This is a genomic window from Cupriavidus mimosae (assembly GCF_023952485.1).
Classification (GTDB): domain Bacteria; phylum Pseudomonadota; class Gammaproteobacteria; order Burkholderiales; family Burkholderiaceae; genus Cupriavidus; species Cupriavidus taiwanensis_C.
The window spans coordinates 28,595-49,575 of the sequence record NZ_JALHRY010000017.1 but is presented as its reverse complement, the minus strand read 5'-3'; the positions used below and the strand labels follow the sequence as shown (position 1 = coordinate 49,575).

At 63.6% G+C, this 20,981-nt stretch carries 15 protein-coding genes; 11 read left to right on the top strand and 4 right to left on the bottom strand.

Translation table 11 applies throughout. The features are described 5' to 3' along the window. Positions 1 to 16: 16 nt before the first annotated feature. Positions 17 to 1,126 (bottom strand): tartrate dehydrogenase, encoded by a 1,110-nt coding sequence (locus MKD50_RS25355; protein ID WP_115706734.1) that lies wholly within the window; start codon positions 1,124 to 1,126, stop codon positions 17 to 19. Positions 1,127 to 1,669: 543 nt separating this feature from the next. Here MKD50_RS25355 and MKD50_RS25350 point away from each other — a divergent pair. The 9 genes from MKD50_RS25350 to MKD50_RS25310 all read left to right on the top strand — a co-directional run bounded on the left by MKD50_RS25350 (position 1,670) and on the right by MKD50_RS25310 (position 13,375). Then, positions 1,670 to 2,851, top strand: coding sequence for an amidohydrolase (locus MKD50_RS25350; RefSeq protein WP_115706735.1), 1,182 nt, complete (start codon positions 1,670 to 1,672; stop codon positions 2,849 to 2,851). Positions 2,852 to 2,890: 39 nt separating this feature from the next. Further along, a complete protein-coding gene (locus tag MKD50_RS25345; protein WP_252669211.1) occupies positions 2,891 to 4,312 on the top strand; it encodes an aspartate ammonia-lyase in 1,422 nt (473 codons plus the stop codon). Positions 4,313 to 4,625: 313 nt separating this feature from the next. Next, positions 4,626 to 5,291 (top strand): haloacid dehalogenase type II, encoded by a 666-nt coding sequence (locus MKD50_RS25340; protein ID WP_111519853.1) that lies wholly within the window; start codon positions 4,626 to 4,628, stop codon positions 5,289 to 5,291. Between the two features lie 30 nt (positions 5,292 to 5,321). Next, positions 5,322 to 6,611, top strand: a complete 1,290-nt coding sequence (locus MKD50_RS25335) for an NAD(P)/FAD-dependent oxidoreductase (RefSeq protein WP_252669209.1) — start codon at positions 5,322 to 5,324, stop codon at positions 6,609 to 6,611. A 70-nt stretch (positions 6,612 to 6,681) separates the two neighbouring features. Then, entirely contained in the window at positions 6,682 to 8,301 is a 1,620-nt protein-coding gene (locus MKD50_RS25330) for an ABC transporter substrate-binding protein (protein ID WP_252669207.1), read from the top strand. Positions 8,302 to 8,428: 127 nt separating this feature from the next. Continuing rightward, positions 8,429 to 9,358, top strand: coding sequence for a 2-hydroxyacid dehydrogenase (locus tag MKD50_RS25325; RefSeq protein WP_252669205.1), 930 nt, complete (start codon positions 8,429 to 8,431; stop codon positions 9,356 to 9,358). A gap of 251 nt (positions 9,359 to 9,609) precedes the next feature. Next, positions 9,610 to 10,725, top strand: coding sequence for a porin (locus MKD50_RS25320; RefSeq protein ID WP_240074370.1), 1,116 nt, complete (start codon positions 9,610 to 9,612; stop codon positions 10,723 to 10,725). Between the two features lie 126 nt (positions 10,726 to 10,851). Next, positions 10,852 to 12,834, top strand: coding sequence for an acetate--CoA ligase (gene acs, locus MKD50_RS25315; RefSeq protein WP_252669203.1), 1,983 nt, complete (start codon positions 10,852 to 10,854; stop codon positions 12,832 to 12,834). A 244-nt stretch (positions 12,835 to 13,078) separates the two neighbouring features. Then, the gene (locus tag MKD50_RS25310) at positions 13,079 to 13,375 is read left to right on the top strand and encodes a hypothetical protein (RefSeq protein ID WP_115706743.1); all 297 of its coding nucleotides are present in this window, start codon (positions 13,079 to 13,081) and stop codon (positions 13,373 to 13,375) included. Between the two features lie 108 nt (positions 13,376 to 13,483). On the opposite strand, the gene MKD50_RS25305 is transcribed toward MKD50_RS25310, so the two are convergent. Then, positions 13,484 to 14,341 carry a GNAT family N-acetyltransferase gene (locus tag MKD50_RS25305; RefSeq protein WP_252669201.1) on the bottom strand — a complete coding sequence of 286 codons (858 nt, stop codon included), beginning with the start codon at positions 14,339 to 14,341 and terminating at the stop codon, positions 13,484 to 13,486. 561 nt (positions 14,342 to 14,902) lie between these two features. Between MKD50_RS25305 and MKD50_RS25300 the strand changes: the two genes are divergently transcribed. Next, positions 14,903 to 15,643, top strand: a complete 741-nt coding sequence (locus MKD50_RS25300; RefSeq protein ID WP_240074375.1) for a cupin domain-containing protein — start codon at positions 14,903 to 14,905, stop codon at positions 15,641 to 15,643. 182 nt (positions 15,644 to 15,825) lie between these two features. On the opposite strand, the gene MKD50_RS25295 is transcribed toward MKD50_RS25300, so the two are convergent. Beyond that, the gene (locus MKD50_RS25295) at positions 15,826 to 17,229 is read right to left on the bottom strand and encodes an aspartate aminotransferase family protein (RefSeq protein ID WP_240074376.1); all 1,404 of its coding nucleotides are present in this window, start codon (positions 17,227 to 17,229) and stop codon (positions 15,826 to 15,828) included. Positions 17,230 to 17,845: 616 nt separating this feature from the next. Between MKD50_RS25295 and MKD50_RS25290 the strand changes: the two genes are divergently transcribed. Beyond that, positions 17,846 to 19,465, top strand: a complete 1,620-nt coding sequence (locus tag MKD50_RS25290; protein WP_252669199.1) for an ABC transporter substrate-binding protein — start codon at positions 17,846 to 17,848, stop codon at positions 19,463 to 19,465. Positions 19,466 to 19,633: 168 nt separating this feature from the next. Here the strand turns inward: MKD50_RS25290 and gabT are convergent, their stop codons facing one another. After that, positions 19,634 to 20,926 carry a 4-aminobutyrate--2-oxoglutarate transaminase gene (gene gabT / locus MKD50_RS25285; protein ID WP_252669197.1) on the bottom strand — a complete coding sequence of 431 codons (1,293 nt, stop codon included), beginning with the start codon at positions 20,924 to 20,926 and terminating at the stop codon, positions 19,634 to 19,636. Positions 20,927 to 20,981 lie beyond the last annotated feature (55 nt).

Below are 20,981 nucleotides of genomic sequence, written 5' to 3'. Positions count from 1 at the left end.
TGAGTGCATGCCATTGCTATGCTTGCCCGCCCGGACCGATGTGTTCCACGACGCTGGCAATGGCTTCGCCCATCTCGGTGGTCGAAGCGTTGCCGCCCAGGTCTGCCGTGCGAGGACCGTGAATCAGTACGTGCTGGATGGCGGCAAGAATCGCGTCGTGCGCCTTTCTTCCGGCATCGTTGTCGGTATCGAGGAAGTCGAGCATCATGGCACCTGACCAGATCATGCCGATGGGGTTGGCAATGTTCTTGCCATAGATATCGGGGGCCGAGCCGTGCACCGGCTCAAACAGCGAAGGGAAGGTGCGCTCGGGATTCAGGTTGGCCGAAGGCGCGAGTCCCAGCGTACCGGTGCAGGCCGGGCCCAGGTCTGACAGGATGTCGCCAAACAGGTTGGACGCCACCACCACATCGAAGCGCTGCGGCTGCAACACGAAGCGGGCGCACAGGATGTCGATATGCTGCTTTTCCCAGCCGACATCCGGATATTCGTCCGCAATGGCGGATGCCCGGTGGTCCCACCATGGCATGCTGATGGCAATGCCGTTGCTCTTGGTCGCCACGGTAACGCGCTTGCGCTGCCGCTGCCGCGCCAGGTCGAAGGCGAAGCGCAGCGCGCGGTCGGTCCCATGCCGTGAGAAAATCGACTGCTGCATCACGACTTCGCGTTCGGTGCCTTCGTACATCACGCCACCGACCGACGAGTATTCGCCCTCGGTATTCTCGCGCACGATGATCGTGTCGATATCGCCCGGCTTTCTGCCGGCCAGGGGGCACGGCACGCCTTCGAACAGGCGGGCGGGGCGCAGGTTGATGTACTGGTCGAACTCGCGGCGGAACTTCAGCAGCGAGCCCCACAACGAGACATGGTCCGGCACGATATCGGGCCAGCCCACTGCGCCGAAGTAGATGGCATCCATGCCCGCCAGTTGCGCTTTCCAGTCATCCGGCAGCATCTTTCCGGTGGCTGCGTAGTAATCACAGCTTGCCCACTCGACATGGGTGAAGTTCAGGGCGATGCCAAAGCGGCTTGCGGCGGCACGGAGTACGCGCAAGCCTTCTGGCATGACCTCCTTGCCAATGCCATCGCCCGGGATCACGGCGATATTGAAAGTCTGGGTCGTCATGACGATTCCTGTGAAGTAACGAGGCTGCGCCATGGTCGCACCAGGGCCGCGAGTAGTGTCCCAAATTGTAGTGGCCGCACTTCGACGGCATGTTGCGTATGCCGGGTGCGCGACAGAAGGAAATCCCGTATTCATCGCCATGTTCGGCAGGCTGTGCGTGGGGCTTGGATGCCGGCCGACAAGTGGTGACACGAACGCCATCGCTCCGCAGTCAGAACCGATGCCGTAGTCCGGCGACAAACTGGCGCCCCAGCCCCGGCACTACGGCAAGGCGGGCGCAACCCGCTCAGGCCACGGAACAATCTATTCACGCGGATAGGCAAAACGCAATTCAATGCGGTACAGCCTGCGGCGATCGGCACCATCGTTAGCGAGAGTGCTTTTAAGCTGGCAACAATGCAGCTCCTCTGGCGCTGCTGCAGCTTCCACTTTCGGCATCCAATAACACTGGAGCACAGCGATGGACCTTTGGGATCTCGATGTTCTGTTCAACCATTCAAGGCCTCGCCAGAGACAGCCTTTCAATCGAACGGGGGCCGGCTCGTGAGGTGGAACCAGATCGCGGAACCCGTGGCCGACTTGCTGCCCGACCTGATTGCGCTGCGCCGGGACCTGCACGCCAATCCTGAGCTCGGCTACGAAGAGCACCGCACGGCTGGCATCGTGGCGCAGTCATTGCGCATGCTGGGTCTCACAGTGCACGAGGGCATCGGCGGCACGGGCGTGGTCGGCACGCTGCGCGCCGGCAATGGAAAGCGCAGCGTCGGCCTGCGCGCGGATATGGATGCATTGCCAATGGTGGAACTGGGCCGCCCACCTTATGTCAGCCACGTGCCCGGAAAGCATCACGGCTGTGGCCACGACGGCCATACCAGCATGCTCGTGGGGGCCGCGCGTCAGCTTGCGCGCAGCGGTATCGATGGCACGGTGCATTTCATTTTCCAGCCGGCAGAGGAGGGCAAGGGCGGGGCCCGCCGCATGATCGAGGAGGGCCTGTTCGAGCGCTTTGCTTGCGATAGCGTTTATGCGCTGCACAACTGGCCAGACTTGCCGCTCGGCCACGCACAGACGCTGCCTGGCGCCATCATGGCGGCGGCGGATCGATTCGATATCGTGCTGCGCGGGCGAGGTGGTCATGCGGCGCAGCCGCATCACACCGCAGACGCCATCCTGGCTGCCAGCCAGCTCGTGTCGCAATTACATACGATCGTGGCGCGTCGCATTGATCCCGCCGAATCCGCGGTGTTGTCCGTGACGCGTATCGAAGGTGGGCACAGCCATAACGTGTTACCGGCCGAAGTGCAGATCACCGGCACGGTGCGAAGCTTCGATATGGAGGTCCAGAGCCGGATCGAGACCGCGCTGCGTGCGATGGCGCACGGCGTGGCGACGGCGAGCGGCACCGAGGTCGAAGTGCATTACGACCGCTATTACCCGGCCACGGTGAACAGCCCGGAGGAAGCGGCAGTGGCCGCTGACGCGGCCCGAGCCATCGGCCTGGAAGTGCGCATGGCTCCGCGGGCTGCCTTCACCTCCGAGGACTTCGCCTTCATGCTGCAGCAAAGGCCCGGCGCCTACCTCTGGCTGGGACAGGGACGGGCGGAACCCGGGCCCGATGGCGAGCGCCCCTTGCACCACCCTTGCTATGACTTCAACGACGACGCGCTGCCGCTGGGTGTGCGCTGGTTCTGCGAGGTAGCCCGGCGCGCGCTGGCTGCAGACTGACGCGGCTAACTACCCTGGACACATCGCCTAAGGCTCATCATGACCACAGCTACGCCCACGCGCCAGGAGCAGGACCTACTGGGTACGCGAGATCTGGATCACAACTTGTACTACGGCGTGCAAACATTGCGCGCCAAGGAAAATTTCTACCTATCCGGCCGTTGCATCGGCGAGTACCCGGACTTCATCAAGGCGCTGGCTATCGTCAAGCATGCGGCCGCCAATGCCAACCATCGGCTCGGCTTGCTGGACAGCGCCAGGCATGGCGCCATTACAAAAGCTTGCGCCGAAGTCATCGACGGCGCTTTCCATGACGCCTTTGTCGTTGACATGATCCAGGGTGGCGCCGGAACCTCGACGAACATGAACGCCAACGAGGTGCTGGCCAACCGCGCACTGGAACACCTGGGCGAGCAGAAGGGGAGTTACGGCCGGCTTCATCCAAACAACGATGTCAATTTGTCGCAATCGACCAATGATGCTTATCCGACCGCGATCCGGGTCGGATTGCTGCTGGCCCATCTGCCGCTGCTGGAGAGCCTGTGCCACCTTGCCGCAACCCTGGCCAACAAGGCGCAACAGTTTGGCGGCATCCTGAAGATGGGACGTACCCAGCTCCAGGACGCGGTTCCCATGACGCTCGGTCAGGAGTTCCAGGCGATGGCCGATATCGTGTCGGCCGACCTCGAGCAGATGCGTACGCTCATTCCTGCGACGCTGTGCGCCGTCAATCTGGGCGGCACTGCGATCGGCACCGGCATCAACGCGGACCCGCGCTATCAGGCCATTGCAATCGAAGAACTGGCGGCGCTGTCCGGGTTTCCCGTCCGCGCCGCGTCCAACCTGATTGCCGCGACTTCCGACATGGGCGACTTCGTGCTGCTATCGGGACTCGTCAAGAGGACGGCGCTCCGTCTGTCGAAAATCAGCAATGACCTGCGCCTGCTTTCCAGCGGCCCTCGGACCGGCATTGCGGAAATCAACCTGCCTGCGCGCCAGCCCGGCAGTTCGATCATGCCGGGCAAGGTCAATCCGGTCATTCCGGAAGCGATGAACCAGGTCGCTTATGAGATCGCCGGCAACGATGCCGCGCTGACCCTCGCAGCCGAAGCAGGTCAATTGCAGCTCAACGCGATGGAGCCGCTGATCGCCTACAAGCTCTATGACTCCATCCGGCTGCTGTCCCGCGCCGTGCGCATGCTGGATCGCGAATGCATCGAAGGGATTAGCGCGAACCCGGACCAATGCTCGGCGCTGGTCCACCGTTCGATCGGTGTCGTGACAGCGCTGAATCCGTATATCGGGTATGAGAACGCTACGCGGATCGCACGCCTCGCGCAGGAAACCGGCCGAACCGTGGTAGAGCTGGTCCAGTCGGAACAGCTCCTCAGCAATGCGCTGCTGGCGGAGATTCTGCGGCCGGAGAACATGGTGGCTCCCCGTAGCCCATTGACGCGCTAAGCAAGGCCATGCGGAGCTGCAATTCGCCGGTTCCGCCAAGACGCTTCCATTGCGCAGCTCTGTAGCCGCCTCGCCGCGGTCAGCGCGGCCGGAGTGCCATGCCAAGCGTCTTTCGATGTCGCGATGCCGGCCTGGGTCTCAGGGTTTCTCCGGAGATTGGAAGATTCGTTCGCCTGGGGTGCCAGCTTTGCAATTCGCTGCGGTGGCGCACTCCGCAACAGGGACAAATTCTGGTGCTCCGCGTCTAGCATGGAAGCCATGAATCAACCACGGTGCCGACCCCAGGCGCCCATCATGCTGAGGATCAGAAACCATGACCTTCCGACCCAAGTACGTGACTTTCGACTGCTATGGCACGCTCACGCGATTCCGCATGGGCGAGATGACGCGCGAGCTGTTCGCCGATCGGATTTCGCCCGAACATATGGAGCAATTCATCGCCGACTTCAGCGCCTATCGCTTCGACGAGGTGCTGGGCGACTGGCAGCCGTATGAGGTGGTGCTGAAGAACGCCGTGCGCCGCCTGTGCAAGAAGTGGAAGATCCAGTACCTGGACAACGATGGTCAGGCGTACTACGACGCGGTTCCCACCTGGGGCCCGCATGAGGATGTGCCGGCGGGCCTGGCCAAGGTGGCCAAGGAGATTCCTCTGGTGATCCTGTCGAACGCCTCGGACGACCAGATCCAGAAGAACGTGGCGAAGCTGGGCGCGCCGTTCCACCGCGTCTACACCGCGCAGCAGGCGCAGGCCTACAAGCCGCGGCTGAAGGCCTTCGAGTACATGCTGGATTCGCTGGGCTGCAACCCGGAAGACGTGCTGCACGTGTCGTCGAGCCTGCGCTACGACCTGATGTCGGCCGATGACATCGGCATCGTCAACAAGGTGTTCGTGAATCGCGGCCACGGCCCGGGCAACGCGGCTTACCGCTACACCGAGATCCAGGACATCGGTGGCCTGCCTGGCGTCGTCGGTCTCTGAAAACCCTCAGCGGTCCCTCCGTACATCACTATGAAGCTCGATTCCTATTGGAAAGATTCAGTGCCGCCGCTGGCTCTGGATGCGTACGATCTGCCGTCCCAGGTCGATGTCGCCATCGTCGGCGGCGGTTTCACCGGGCTGTCGGCGGCGCTGGCGCTGGCCAGGCGTGGCGCGAGCGTCGTGGTGCTCGAGGCGGGGCCCGCCGTTGCGCCGGAGGCTTCCGGACGCAACGGCGGACATGTCAACAATGGCCTTGCGGTTGACTACGCCGATGTTGCCGCCCGGGTCGGCACGCAGCGGGCGCGTGACTGGTACCACGCGTACGACGAGGCGGTCGACACGGTGGCGCGCCTCATCCGCGACGAGGGCATCGCCTGCGACTTCGAGCGCAACGGCAAGCTGAAGCTCGCGACCCGTCCTTATCAGATGGAGGTGCTGCGGCGCAGCGCGGACCGGCTTATCGCCGATGGCGTGGATACCGATGTGGAAATTCTCGACGCGCACCGCGTGCGCGCCGAGGTCCAAAGCGAACGCTTCCACGGCGGCCTGCTCTACAAACGCAGCGGACAGATGCATATGGGCCGATTCGCCCAAGGCCTGGCCGTGGCCGCGCAGCGTCATGGCGCACAGATTCATACCGGCACGTGTGTACAGCGCGTCGAGCGCACGCATGGACAGGTACACCGTCTGCACACCACGCGCGGCACGCTGCTGGCCCGGCAGGTGCTGCTGGCCACCGGCGCGAGCCGCCACGGCGGCTACGGCAGTTTTGGCTGGCTGCGCCGGCGCATCGTACCGATCGGCAGCTTTATCGTGACCACGGAGCCGCTGGGGGCGGAGCGCGCGGCTGCACTGCTGGCCAAGCGCCGCACCTACACCACGGTGGCGAATATCCACCACTATTTCCGTCTCACGCCCGACCATCGGCTGGTCTTCGGCGGCAGGGCGCGCTTTGCCATCTCCAGTCCGCAGCAGGACGCCGCCAGCGGCGAGATCCTGCGTGCCGGCCTGGCCGAAATCTTTCCTCAGCTGGCCGATGTCCGGCTGGACTATTGCTGGGGCGGGCTGGTCGACATGACACAGGACCGCCTGCCACATGCCGGCGAGCGTGACGGTCTCTTCTATTCGATGGGCTACAGCGGCCACGGCACCCAAATGTCCGTCTACATGGGTGAGCGCATGGCCGCCGTGATGGCCGGCGATGCGAGCGCGAACCCATGGCGCGAGCGCGAATGGCCCGCCATTCCCGGCCACTTCGGCCCGCCCTGGTTCCTGCCCGCCGTTGGCCTGTACTACCAGCTCAAAGATCGGCTGGCGTAAGACACACCGACCGATCCTTCATTCAACGCGACTTGCATGCCTTTCCTAATCGATACACAGGAGTACAACCATGAGCGATAGCCGTAACCAGCTGGAAAACTTTGTCGGTCCCGGTGAAAGCCTTCGCATGATGGATGCGCTCAAGCGCGGCGCCACGCGGCGCGATGTGCTGAAGATGCTGCTGGCGGGCGGCATGCAGGCCACGCTGGCCGGCGGCCTGGCCGGCGCGGCGGTCGGCGCGCATGCGCAGACGCCCAAGCGCGGCGGGCGCATCCGCGTGGCGGTGGCCACGGCAGCCGCCACGGACACGCTCGATCCGGCCAAGCAGTCGAACCAAAACGACTATGTGCGCTGCAACATGGTGTACAACGGACTGACCTCGCTGGACCGCAGCCTGACGCCGCGGGCAGCGCTGGCGGAGACGTTCACCACCACCGATGCCAAGACGTGGGTCTTCACGCTGCGCAAGGGCGTGACCTTCCACGACGGCAAGGCGCTGGCGCCGGCCGACGTGGTGTACTCGATCATGCGCCACAAGGATCCGGCCACAGCCTCCAAGGCCAAGGTGCTGGCAGAGCAGATCGAGAGCGTGAAGGCCACCGGTCCGAACGAGGTCACGGTGGTGCTGAACAGTCCCAATGCCGACCTGCCGGTTATCCTGGGCACGTTCCACTTCCACATCGTCAAGGAAGGCACCACCGACTTCAGCGCCGGCATCGGCACCGGTCCCTACAAGATCAAGGAGTTCAAGCCCGGCGTGCGCACGCTGGTGGTGCGCAACGACGCGTACTGGAAGCCGGGCAAGCCCCACCTCGACGAGATTGAACTCGTTGGCATTGCCGACGACAGTGCGCGGCTCAACGCGCTGTTGTCCGGCGGCATGGACCTGGTGGCGATGGTCAACCCGCGTTCTGTGTCGAGAGTGAAGGGCACCCCCGGGTACGCCATCATGACGACGCAATCCGGCCAATATTCCGACCTGATCATGCGCAAGGACGTGGGCCCTGGCACGAACCCCGACTTCATCCTGGCAATGAAGTACTTGCTGGACCGCCAGCAGATGCGGCAAACCATCGCGCTCGGTAATGCGGTGGTTGGCAACGACCAACCCATCGATCCCACCAACCGCTTCTACTTCAAGGATCTGCCGCAGCGGCCGTTCGATCCCGAGAAGGCGAAGTTCCACCTGCGCAAGGCCGGCGTGTCTGGCAAGGTACAAGTGGTGACGTCCCCCGCAGCGCTGTATTCGGTCGAAACCGCGCTGGTGATGCAGCAAGCCGCGCAGCGTGTCGGCCTGGAGCTCGACATCAAGCGCATGCCGGCCGATGGCTACTGGTCGAACCACTGGCTCAATAGTCATGTCGGCTTTGGCAATGTGAATCCGCGGCCCAGCGCCGACACCATCTTCACGCAGTTCTTCAAATCGGATGCGCCGTGGAACGAGTCGCGCTGGAAGAGCCCGAAGTTCGACCAGTTGCTGGTTGCGGCGCGCGGTGAGACCGACTTCGCAAAGCGCAAGCAGATGTATGCCGACATGCAGACGATGATCCACGAGGAGGCCGGCATCGGCATCCCGTTGTTCCTGGCAAGCATCGACGCCCATGCGACCAGGCTCAAGGGGCTTTCGCCCATCCCGCTGGGCGGTCTGATGGGCTATATGTTCGCCGAGAACGTGTGGATCGATGCCTGATCCAGATTTGGGGAGCGCCGGGTGTTTCCGGTACGGCGGCATCCGTTCCCTGTACCCCTGTGTGACGCAGCCCGCGCTGTAGTTCCCTTTCTTGAACGACAACCGCTCGTAGACGGAGACATCCTGCATGAGCACATTCCTTTACAAGGCAGATCCGGTGCGGGGCCAGGACTGGCGCAAGGTCTTTGCGCGCCAGCGGCCCGACCTCGATTTCCGCATCTGGCCCGATGTCGGCGATCCCCAACAGGTGCGCTACCTTGCCGCCTGGGAGCCGCCCGAAGATATCGGACAGCGCTTTCCTAACCTGCAGGTGGTGTTTTCAACGGGCGCGGGCGTTGACCAGTTCAATCTGAAGGCGATCCCGGAGCATTTGCCGCTGGTGAGAATGATCGAGCCCGGTATCGTGGAAGGAATGGTCGAGTACGCCGTGTTTTCGGTGCTCGCGCTTCACCGTGACATGCCGGCATATCGGCGGCAACAGGCGCAAGCAGGCTGGAGGCCTATCGCGGTGCAACCGGCGCAGGAGCGGCGCGTCGGGGTACTGGGACTGGGTTCGCTGGCGCAGGCGGTGCTGGCGCGCCTGGGCTTGTTCGGCTTCGATTGCGCGGGTTGGTCACGCTCGCGCCGCAACCTCGACGGTGTGACCTGCTACGCCGGCCAGGAGGAACTCGACGCATTCCTCGCACGTACCGATATCCTCGTGTGCCTGTTGCCGCTGACAGACGAGACGCGCGGCATGCTGGGCGCCCGTATGTTCAACACATTGCCGCGCGGTGCCGGACTGGTGCATGTTGGCAGGGGTCAGCAACTCAACCACGCCGACCTGCTGGCCGCGCTGGAGTCGGGACAGCTTGGCGATGCCATTCTCGATGTCACGCATCCGGAGCCGCTGCCCGCGGATCATCCATTGTGGCGGCACCCCCAGGTATGGCTTACCCCCCATATTGCCAGCATGACCCGGCCCCATACCGCGGCCAGGGCGGTGCTGGACAATCTGCGCCGCCTTGAAAACGGCGAGCCTGTTATCGGCCTTGTCGACCGTCGGAAAGGCTATTGACCGCCGGTGAAGCGCTTCGACTCGAATATGTTGTCAGCAACTATCCAGCAGCGACTTCCTCGATAAAGCGAAGCGCACCTACTTCCAGCAGATCCTAGGTAAGGAAGAACAGACGGACGCCTGGACGGCGAGATCCGTGGCATTGCTGTGGCCAGCAGGAATGCGAATTTTTGTTTAAAGAATATCGATGCAGATTTGGCTTCGCCCCGTGCATTTCATGCTACGGGTTAATCTAATAAAAGGAGGAGTTCATGAAATACAGAATGCCCGCCATGGCAGCGGCATGGCTGCTGGGTCCCGTTGCATACGCCCAATCGAGCGTTACGCTTTATGGGGTCGCCGATGTGGGGCTCGAGTATCTGAATCATGCCGTAGCGTCTACGGGCACTGTGGCCGCCGGCGCAGCCGCTCACAATCTATGGGCACTGCAGTCGGGCAACCAGAGTGGCTCGCGCTGGGGCTTGCGCGGCGTCGAAGACCTGGGAGGAGGGCTGAAGAGCATTTTCCTGCTGGAAAGCGGATTCAACATCGATACCGGCACCATGGGGCAGGGCGGGCGCTTGTTTGGCCGCGGTGCCTATGTCGGCCTGCAGCACGAATGGGGCCAGGTTACCTTCGGCAGGCACACCACGCCCTTCTATGACTTTGGCGTGACCTACGACCCGATGGCCATTGCCAGCCGCTATTCGGTTGGCGCCCAGGATCCGTACCTGGGCGGCGCGCGCGCCGACAACTCGGTCAAGTACATGGGCAAGTTCGGCGGGCTAAGCCTGAGCGGCCTGTATAGCTTCAACAGCAGCAACCAGGAAGTCGCGGGAAACTTCACCAACGGACGTTCGTATTCGGCCTCGGCAAGTTATGCCGCCGGCCCGTTCGCCTTCGGTGCCATCTATGACCAGTCGAACCGTTCGGCAGCCACTGCGCTGACGACCGACAGCCTGATCCGGCGCGCGGCAGCGGCGGCGACCTATTCGCTGGGTTCGGCCAAGTTCTATGCTGGTTATCGGTACGCGCATGCGTTCAACGGTGCCGTCCTGCCGGGCGTTGCCCTGGCCAACACGGTGTCGAACCTCGCCTGGCTTGGCGCTGCCTACCAGGTTACGCCCGCACTGTCGCTGGCCGGCTCTGCCTACTACCAGAATCTGCGCGAGTCGAATGCCGGCAATCCATGGCTGTTCGTGGCGCTGGTCGACTATGCGCTATCGAAGCGAACCGACGTCTACAGCACGGTTTCGTACGCGCTGAACCGCGGCAAGTCGAATCTCGGCGTGAATGGATTCAATGACCAGCTGGGCGTCAGCAGCGAAGCCGTGCGCCCCGGTGCTAACCAGTTTGGCGCCGTGGTTGGCATTCGCCACAAGTTCTGAACCTGCCGCGATGCCCGGATCGTAGGGGAATCCGGGCCCCACTGCTGAGCAGGCCGCCGCGAGTTCACCGTAGCAACCGGGCCGGACTCGCGGCACCCACGCGCTCATCATCCACAGGAATCGCCAATGTCTGATATTGCACCGCTGCAACAGGAAATCGAGCTCATCAATCCGCCCGCCCAGTTCGTGGATCAAGCGAACATCGCAGGCATGGCGGCCTATCGGGCCCACTGCGCGGCCGCAGAGGCGGACTACGAAGGCTTCTGGGCTCGGCACGCACGCGACTGCATCAGCTGGCACCGGCCTTTCACCAGGACGCTGAACGAGGATCATGCGCCGTTCTACCGCTGGTTCGAGGACGGGCAGCTCAACGTTTCGTACAACTGCCTGGACCGCAACCTGCAGCTCGGCAACGCGGACAAGACGGCGATCGTGTTCGAAGCCGACGATGGACTGGTCACGCGGATCACGTATGCGCAATTGCACGCGAAGGTGTGCCAGCTGGCCAACGGCTTGCGGGCCATGGGCGTCGGCAAAGGGGATCGCGTTGTCATTTACATGCCGATGTCCATCGAGGGCATTGTCGCGATGCAGGCATGCGCACGCGTTGGGGCGGTGCATTCGGTGGTCTTCGCCGGATTTTCGGCGAAGTCGCTGCGCGAGCGGATCATCGATGCCGGCGCGGTGGCCGTGATCACCGCCGACGAGCAAATGCGCGGCGGCAAGTCGCTGCCGCTTAAGTCCATTGTGGATGAAGCACTCGCACCAGGCGGTTGCGAAATGGTCAGGCACGTTGTCGTTCACCGCCGTACTGGCGCGAGTGTTCCGCTGGTGGCGGGGCGCGACCTCTGGCTCGACGCGTTGATGGCCGCCCAGCCCGCAACCTGCGAGCCGGAATGGGTCGGCGCCGAGCACCCGCTGTTCATCTTGTATACCTCTGGCTCCACCGGGAAGCCAAAAGGGGTTCAGCATGCATCCGGCGGCTACCTGCTGTGGGCGGTGTTGACGATGAAGTGGACGTTCGACATCAAGCCTCACGACGTCTTCTGGTGTACAGCAGACATCGGGTGGGTCACCGGCCATACCTATATCGCCTACGGCCCTCTCGCCGCAGGAGCAACCCAGATCGTGTTCGAAGGGGTGCCAACCTATCCCAACGCCGGCCGCTTCTGGGACATGGTGCGCAAGCATCGGGCCACCATCTTCTATACGGCGCCGACGGCAATCCGCTCGCTGATCAAGGCCAGCGACAAGGATCCGGCAGTACACCCGGGGCGATACGATTTGTCCAGTCTGCGCCTGCTCGGCTCGGTGGGCGAGCCCATCGATCCGGACAGCTGGCGCTGGTACCACCGCAACGTCGGCAACGGCAACTGCCCGATCGTCGACACTTTCTGGCAAACCGAAACGGGCGGTCACATGATCAGCCCGATGCCGGGCGCAATGCCATTGCAACCCGGCTCATGCGCGTTGCCGCTGCCAGGAATCATGGCCGCGGTGGTGGATGAGACTGGCAAGGAATTGCCACACGGGCAAGGCGGCATCCTGGTCATCAAGCGACCATGGCCCTCGATGATCCGAACCGTCTGGGGTGATGCAGACCGGTTCTGGAGAAGCTACTTCCCGGCGGAGTTGGGCGGCAACCTGTACCTGGCCGGCGACGGGGCGGTGCGCAGTGACAAGACCGGCTACTTCACTATTACCGGTCGCATCGATGATGTGTTGAATGTTTCGGGCCATCGCATGGGCACCATGGAGATCGAGTCGGTGCTGGCGGCCCACTGCGACGTGGCCGAGGCCGCGGTGGTGGGCAGGCCGGATGCAACCACGGGCGAAGCGGTTTGCGCGTTCGTGGTGCTGAAGCGCACCCGCCCGCAGGGGGATGAAGCAGCGCGGGTCGCGAAGGCGTTGCGTGAATGGGTTGCGCGCGAAATCAGCCCGATCGCCAAGCCAAAGGAGATCCGCTTCGCCGACCACCTGCCCAAGACCCGCTCGGGCAAGGTCATGCGCCGTCTGCTGCGAGGGATTGCGAAGGGGGAGCAGATCACGCAGGACCTGTCCACCCTGGAGGATCCCTCGATCCTGGTTCAACTCGGGCAAGCACAGTAAGTCAGCGTCACCGGCCGGCGCGCCGCCTGTCCCTGCTTCAGGAAGCGGCCGGCCGCCGCACGGCGGTACGCGGATGCCATGCGGAACGTACCGGAAACGGTATCGAGCCGGCATGGTTGAACACCGGCAGTAACCTGCAACAAATATCGGAAGGCAAATGAACGCGGAGAAAGGAGGGAATCTCGGGCGGAATACGGGGGGCGGCAATGTTCCCCCGATGTCCCCGAAAAGACGATGGGCGGCAATGCAGCAACGCTACCCGTCGCTGGGCGAGTTCGGCTATATCAGCATGATGCTCAGTTCATCCATGCATCCCAGGACGCAGCATCGGGTGCTGGACTGCATTGAGGAACAGCGTGTATGGGAGTGGAGGGACCCGCCCGGGATCGGCGTCACGCGCTTCGGGCGCTTCGAGCATGCCTGTTGTGTGACGTTTGCGCGCCGGGGCCGGTCGGCGATGTACTACGTCAGCCAGGATGAACGCTATCGCATGGAAGCAGCGCCGGCGTTCGTGTCCGAGTTCAATGCCGAGGCGGCATAAGCGCGCACGGACTGGCGCAAGATTCACCTGCGACCGCCGCGCAAGCCGGCGGTCGCTGCATGAGTGATCGCATGAAGAAAATCTCCGGATCGCTGCCGGTGCGCTGACTTAGCAGAGCGCCTGGCTGACGATTGCAAACTGCTGCAGCGTGCTATCCGACTGCGGTACACCGTGGCGTGCCATGGCCACCCCCGTGTCAACCTGAAGTAGTCCTGCCTCCGCCAGCCAACCTTGCAGGCCGCTCGCGCCGGTGACGTCAATGCGCACGAAGGAGCCGGCGTAGGCTCCGCACCAATAGGCGATCAGGGCTTTCGCGTGATCCGCGTCAGACGCCACCACCGGCCCGATCGCATGGCCGCGTCCAAAGGGGCGCATGATGGAGAATCCGGCGACCTTGCCATGGCGCTCGAGCACGACCGTCTCGCCAGCCGCCAGCAGTGCCCCGAGGACCTCGTCGCGAGACATGCCAGTGGCCCGGTTTCCCAGCGCAATGATGGCCTCGGTATCGCCGGGGACGTACGGGCGCAGTGCTACGCCTGGAAAGGACGGGGCGAGAGCGGGGGCTTCCAACGTTCCCTGGTGCTGGTGGATCGTGCCGGTCGCGATAAAGCCGAGCTGCTCGTACAGGGGCCGGCCGGCAGGCGTTGCGATCAGCAGCGTGGAACGCTCCCCCAAGGCCTCCAGCACCAGTTTCATCAACGCCTTGCCGATACCTTTGCCCTGGTGCTCCGGGGACACGATGATCATCCCGAGCGACGCCTGTTGTCCTTGTTTCCAGCACAGCGCGGTGCCAATCACCGCACCGGCCTCTTCGGCAACATAGCCAGTGCCAAGGCCCAGGACAAAGCTCCAGTCCTCCTGGCGATGTGGCCAGCGCATGGTCTGCGACAGCGCATGGGCTGCAGGCAGGTCCTTTTCGTCCATCGCGCGATAGGTCACTGGAATAACGGTAGCTTGGCTTGGCATGATGTCTTCCTTTCTGGCACATTGAACCGGCCGCCGTGGCCCGCTACGGGCCCGCCATTGGCGGCATTGGGCAGCATTGCCCGGCCTGGTCGCTTCTGGCGGGCCTGGCGACTCCGGTAATCTTGCCATAGCTATGGGGCCGCTTCGCGGCCCGGCAGAGAATCCACACGATCATCTGGCTGCCGTGGCGTAACGAGGGTCTTATGCGGTCAAGCCGGCGGCAGACCGCATGAATTGCTAAGCCCATGGGCGTACCGTTGCCTTAGCGTCGGCAGGTGCATCAGCGAGGGTCGCGCGCGCGGCGTCCCCATAATGGGTGCATCCGAGGCTTGCAGCAACATATGCCGCCGGGCGCGGCGAATGCCATAGATTCTTTCCTTAAGCCCTATCCAAACACGATACGCCGGAAATCCGGTAGTGGTCTAATCCTCCTCGGGTTACAGGAACGAGCGAAGACGCTTTCATGGTGCTCTGACCGTGCCTGTCCACCGATTTCTTCATTCCGAGACCCTGCGCCGACAGGCTATGCAGGCGCAATCTCATCGATCGCGGGAACAAGTCATGTCGAGTTTGCAGCAGCGCGCCACCCCGGCCACCTTTGTCGATCTGCGCGAGTTTGCGCGGGATCCTACCCGGGGCGTCCCGGTCACCGCGCAGGATGGCGAAGATGCATTCCTGTCCAGCCGCCGGCTGCTCGACTTGCCGCCGGGTCCCGTCACGGTAGGGAAGATCGTGCTCGATGCTGGTGCGGGAGCCGTTGACGCACTGCAGGCGGACGAGTTCATCATCGTCAGCGAGGGCAGCCTGACGTTGACGCGGATGGGCCAAACGGTCGTCCTCGGTTCCGGCAATAGTGCCGTCATACTGCGCGATGCGTGGTTCGCGTGGCGTGCCGAAGCGCCTGTCACCATCATCTTCATGCGTTACAACCACAGCGTGGTTGGCTCGCGCGCACTGGTGCCGATTGCGCAGGCGCCGGAACTGCAACAATCCGGCACGCCACCGGCCGAGTTTCTGCTTACGCCGGCGCCGGTTTGCCGCAACCATACCGATTATCGCTCCGAGGATGGACAATTTGTCTGCGGCACCTGGGATTCGACGCCTTACCACCGCCGTGCAATGCCGTATATCCACTACGAGCTGATGCACCTGCTGGCCGGCAGTGTGACGTTCCAGGACGAGACCGGTCGCAGCGGCACATTCTCGGAAGGCGATATTTTCCTGGTCGAACAGCATGCGCAATGCAGTTGGGAAAGCCGGGAGCATGTGGCGAAGGTTTATGCTATCTTCCGTCCGTCCTAGCCATCGATTTCCAGTCCGTTTTCTTCAGCGGTGCCCGCTTCACTGTGAGGTGTTTGCCCACAGCCTGCCATGCTGCCTGTGGGCCTTTTTTTCAAAGCGGCGCTACGCGATGCTCTGCGGCCCGGCGCTGGGGCGCTGTCGCACGTCGATGCAACGGGCTCGGGCAATAGCTTGGTCAGCAATCAGCTTGCAAGCGCGGTGCGCACCTCAGGTGCCGCAAGCACGTCGTCCAGCGTCTTCTTCACGCGTGCGAACATCAGCTCGAACTCGGCCTCGGTATATGTCAGTGCGGGGGCAAAGCCCAGGATATTGTCGGCGAAGGCGCGGAACACAATGCCGTTGCGGTAGGCTGTCGCCGCGATCCGCTCGGCCAGGCGCAGCGAAGGGTCGAAGCCGCGCTTGCTGTCCTTGTCGCTAACAAGCTCCAATGCGCCCAGCAGGCCGCGATGGCGCGAATCACCCACCAGCGGATGGTTGCGCAATGCATCCAGGCCGGCGGCAAACGGCGCTGCGCCCCGCTGACCATTGGCCAGGATGCCGCCCTCCTCATACAGGCGCAGCACCTCCAGGGCCACCGCGGCGCTGACCGGATGAGCAGAGTATGTCGCGCCATGGCCGACTGGCGCCCCATCGGGCGCGCCGTCGGCAATGCCGGCATACACCTGGTCCGAGACCACTGTCGCCCCCATGGGCACGTAGCCGGCGGTGAGGCCCTTGGCCAGGGTCATGATGTCGGGGACAACCTCTTCTGCCTCGCAGGCGAACATAGGGCCGGTGCGCCCGAACCCGGTAATGACTTCGTCGACGACAAAAAGGATGTCCAGCTCGCGCGCCGCGTCACGCATGGCCTTGAGCCAGCCCCTGGGCGGCACAATCACTCCGCCCGAGCCCTGCACGGGTTCACAGAAGAAGGCGGCCACATTGCCCGCGCCGAGATCCGCGACCTTGTTGCGCAACGCTGCCACCGAGGCTTCGATGATTCCCTGGGCATCGTCAGGGTTGCTGGCGCGATAGGGATTGGGAGAGGGAATGTAGTGCTGCGTTGGCAGGGGCAGGTCGAAGCCGCGGTGGAAGGCAGGCAGGGCGGTCAGTCCGGCGCCGGTGGACGAAGAGCCGTGATAGCCGCGCTCCAGCGCGATGAAATGCTTCTTCGTCGGCCGCCCGGTGGCATTGAAGTATTGCGTAATGAAGCGCACGGCCGTATCAACCGCTTCGGAGCCGCCCAGGGTGAGATAGACGTGGTTCAGCGAGCCGGGAGCGAGCTGCGCGAGCTTCTCGGCGAGGTGGATGGCAGGCTCGCTGCTGAAGTGAAAATAACCGGTCGCATAGGGCAGGCGGCGCATCTGCCCGGCGGCGGCCTGCACCACGCTTTCCTGTCCGTAGCCGATATTGACGCACCAAAGACCGGCGAACGCGTCGAGCACTTCATTGCCGTTGGCATCCGTCAGCCAGGCGCCGCGGCCGGAAGCCAGTACGGTAGGGCCGCGCTGCTCGTGCAGGCGCCACGACGAGACGGGATGGATCAGGTGCGCGCGGTCCGCGGCGTCAAGAGCGGCGAGTTGGGGCCGGTGATTAATCAGGGTCATTGCGGTGTCCTTCGCATCCATTCGTACCTAGCGCTGCCGGCTGGTTTGAAACAAGCTTAGCGGCGGTGGCGCACGGCATGGTGCTGCATTGTGGGGGCGCCACGATGAACGCTGCCGTTATGCGGGGCGAGACAGCAGATTGTTTGGCGTGAGGGTTCGTCAAGCGCCTGAACGACGCTGTCCCGTATTGACTGGCTGTTCTGGGGGCTCCGCCACAGCGGGACCCGGAGTGGCGCCGGCTGCATCGGGACGGCGGGGACCGGCTTCCATTGGCGGTAGGGGCATGGAGGCGGCCGACTCGCCGTGCAGGAAGGACTGGAAAGGGCGCGTCGCACAGCGCATGATGCCTGATGACAGGATGCCAGGTTGCTGGAACGGGCTGGGGTTTATCCGTAGTTTGAAAGATTCGTCTGCCGGAGGCCCCAGCTTTGCAATTCGATACGGTCGCGCAGCCCCCAACGGAAACAAATGCTGGTGGGGTTGGCTAGCATGAAGCACCGAAGCCGATCCTGTAGTCGTCGGTTTCGGAAGAAAAAGAATCGGGCGCAAGCCCGAGGGTCAATGGCATTCCGCCGGGGACACCGTCCTCATGCCTCCGGCACCATAGGAGCAGACGATGAGCGATAGCCGTAACCAGTTGGAAAATTTTGTCGGTCCCGGTGAAAGCCTTCGGCTGATGGACGCGCTCAAGCGCGGCGCCACCCGGCGCGATGTCCTGAAGATGCTGCTGGCGGGAGGCATGCAGGCCACGCTGGCCGGCGGCCTGGCCGGCGCGGCGGTCGGCGCGCATGCGCAGACGCCCAAGCGCGGCGGACGGATCCGCGTGGCGGTGGGCACGGCCTCCGCCTCCGATACGCTCGATCCGGCCAAGCAGTCGAACCAGAACGACTATGTGCGCTGCAACATGGTGTACAACGGACTGACCTCGCTGGACCGCAGCCTGACGCCGCGCGCGGCGCTGGCGGAGACGTTCAACACCACCGATGCCAAGACGTGGGTCTTTACGCTGCGCAAGGGCGTGACCTTCCACGACGGCAAGGCGCTGGCGCCGGCCGACGTGGTGTACTCGATCATGCGCCACAAGGATCCGGCCACAGCCTCCAAGGCGAAGGTGCTGGCAGAGCAGATCGAGAGCGTGAAGGCCACCGGCCCGAACGAGGTCACGGTGGTGCTGAACAGCCCCAATGCCGATCTGCCGGTCATTCTGGGCACGTCCCATTTCCACATCATCAAGGACGGCACCACCGACTTCAGCGCCGGCATCGGCACCGGGCCTTACAAGATCAAGGACTTCAAGCCCGGCGTGCGCACGCTGGTGGTGCGCAACGACGCATACTGGAAGCCGGGCAAGCCTTACCTCGACGAGATCGAACTCGTCGGCATTGCCGACGAGAGTGCGCGCGTCAACGCACTGTTGTCCGGTGGCATGGACCTGGTCGCGATGATAAACCCACGCGCCGTGGCGAGGATCAAAGGGACTCCCGGCTATGCCGTCCTCACGACGCAATCCGGCCAGTACTCCGACCTGATCATGCGCAAGGATGTGGGCCCTGGCACGAACCCTGACTTTATCCTGGGCATGAAGTACTTGCTGGACCGTCAGCAGATGCGGCAAACCATCGCGCTCGGTAATGCGGTTATCGCCAACGACCAGCCCATCGACCCCACCAATCGCTTCTATTTCAAGGATCTGCCGCAGCGGCCGTTCGATCCCGAGAAGGCGAAGTTTCATCTGCGCAAGTCGGGCGTGACAGGCAAGGTGCCAGTGGTGACATCGCCGGCCGCCCTGTATTCGGTCGAGATGGCGCTGGTGCTGCAACAGGCAGCGCAGCGTGCGGGTCTGGAGCTCGAAGTCAAGCGCATGCCGGCAGACGGGTATTGGTCCAATCACTGGCTCAATAGCCCCGTAGGGTTCGGCAACGTGAACCCGCGGCCCAGCGCCGATACCATCCTCACCCAGTTCTTCAAGTCCGACGCGCCGTGGAACGAGTCCCGCTGGAAGAATCCAAAGTTCGACCAGTTGCTGCTGGCCGCGCGAGCCGAAACCGATAACGGCAAGCGCAGTCAGATGTATGCCGACATGCAGACGATGATCCAGGAGGAGGCTGGCATCGGCATCCCGTTGTTCCTGGCAAGCATCGACGCGCATACGACCAAGCTCAAGGGGCTTTCGCCCATCCCGCTGGGCGGTCTGATGGGCTATATGTTTGCCGAGCATGTGTGGCTCGATGCCTGACTGGCCGCTGTAGCGGCAGATGATGTAAAGGCTCCCTACGCTGTAGGGAGCCGTCGGGCATGGTTGCGCGCACCTCGGCCGGACCCTGGCGTTGCGCCTGAGTGCGGCGCCGGGGTCCCCAGCGAAACTGCCGTGTGCCGGGCGCCGTGCGCGGCGCCGGTTTCCTGGTTATTGCTCAGCGTTAGCGCTCAGCGCAATGGCCGCGCGCAGAATCTCCAGGGCCTCCTGAGCGGTTTCCAGGCTGGTGTTCAGCGGTGCCAGCAGGCGCACGGTATTGCGATGCACGCCGCATTTGATTACCAGGAGGCCACCTTCGCGGCAGCGGTCGATAACCGCTTGCGCGAAGGCCGCGTCAGGCTGGAACGGGTCGCCGTTCTTGACGAATTCCAGCGCCAGCATCGGCCCCAGGCCGCGCACCGTGCCGATGGCGGGGAATTCCAGTGCGAGCTGCTCCAGGCCTGCACGCAGCGTTTCGCCAAGTCCGTGCGCCTTGGCGAGGAGCTGTTCCTCCTCGAATACATCGAGCACGGCCAGCGCTGCGGCGCAAGCGAGCGGATTGCCACCATAGGTGCCACCCAGGCCCCCTGGCGCCGGCGCATCCATGATCTCGGCGCGACCGACCACGCCGGACAGCGGCAAGCCACCAGCCAGGCTTTTCGCGACGGTGACCAGATCCGGCTGAATGCCTGCATGCTGGAAGCCGAACGTCTTGCCGGTGCGGCCGAAGCCGGCCTGGATTTCATCGAGAATCAGCACGATGCCGTGCTTTTCCGTCAGTGTGCGCAGCGCCCGCAGGAACTCGCTGCCGGCAGGGATGAAGCCCCCGTCGCCTTGCACGGGCTCGAGAATGATGGCGGCAACGCGGTCGGGCGCGATCTGCGTGGCGAACAGATCCTCGAGAGCGCGGATTGCATCGGCGCTGGAAAAGCCGCGGAACGCGTCCGGGTAGGGCGTGTGGTACACCTCGCCGGCGAGCGGGCCGAAGTTCTGCTTGTAGGGCGCGCTGATGCCGGTCAGGGTAGTGCCGAGCAAGGTGCGGCCATGGAATCCGCCACGGAACGCGATGACGCCCGGCACGTTGCGATAAGCGCGTGCGATCTTGATCGCGTTCTCGACCGCCTCCGCACCTGTGGTCGCGAAGAGCGTCTTGTATTGCGCCGTCCCGCCGACGAGCTGGTTCAGCCGCGCAGCGAGCTCGACATAACAGTCATAGCCAACGACCTGGAACGCCGCATGGGTAACGCGACCCAATTGCTTGCGCACCGCTTCGACAATCCTGGGGTGGTTGTGGCCGATGTTCTGCACGCCAATCCCACCCACGAAGTCGATATAGCGGCGGCCTTCCACATCCCAGAGGTAAGAGCCTTCCGCCCGGTCCGCGAAAATCGGATGCGCGGTGACGATGCCGTGCGGCACATGTTGCGTACGGAACGCGATAAGGTCCTGGTTGGACTGGGTCATTGCACTACACCTCATTTTTTTCAGGTTCCGCGAAGCCGGGGTCGCGGTGAGTTGT